Origin of the sequence: Arthrobacter sp. ZGTC212, from assembly GCF_002929255.1 — a bacterium.
In the GTDB taxonomy this organism is placed as follows: domain Bacteria; phylum Actinomycetota; class Actinomycetes; order Actinomycetales; family Micrococcaceae; genus Arthrobacter_B; species Arthrobacter_B sunyaminii.
Genome location: NZ_PJIJ01000068.1, coordinates 1 through 553, shown reverse-complemented (window position 1 = coordinate 553; position 553 = coordinate 1). Strand labels below are relative to the sequence as shown.

Here is a 553-nt window from a genome sequence, read left to right as displayed (position 1 = left end):
ATACAACAGGAAAAGTATGCGGTAAAGGAACCTCAGGGACTGGCGCGCCAGGTCCTGACCGTCGACATCCTCCACCGGGAGCCCGCGAGCGGCTCGCCTCTTGAGCACGTCATTGGCGATGATTTCGATAGACCGACGGATGCCCTCCCGCAGGTCCTGTGAGACACCAACGGTGTGCTTGACGGAGGCCGCCAGAATGTCATCCCACCAGATGGACCCGTCCGGAGTTGGCATGAGCGAATCCCGGCCGAAAATGACCAGGAAGCGATCGGTTTCAAAATGCCTTCTAGTATCGTTTCGGTCGGCAACCAGCAGGGCGTCGGCGGCCAGATACCGACCTTCGGCCCAGCGTTCCTGCTCCGTCAGTATCAGCCAGCGACCAGCCATGATAACGACGTACTTCGGTGAGTTTTCAGACAGGAATATTTCAGATACGACCTTAGCTACGGTCAGGGAGGGCGCCTCTTTGCCGTCGACGAGCACGCGGCCGAGTGGCTCCACCGATGACAAGACATCTTCAGCAGCGTCGGCTGCGCCGGCCTCAAGAAACAGG

Annotated in this window: 1 pseudogene; it reads right to left on the bottom strand. The window is 59.3% G+C overall.

Annotated features, from left to right (window positions below):
- Window positions 1-553, bottom strand: a pseudogene (locus CXQ89_RS18505) (class I SAM-dependent DNA methyltransferase); the annotation flags it as partial.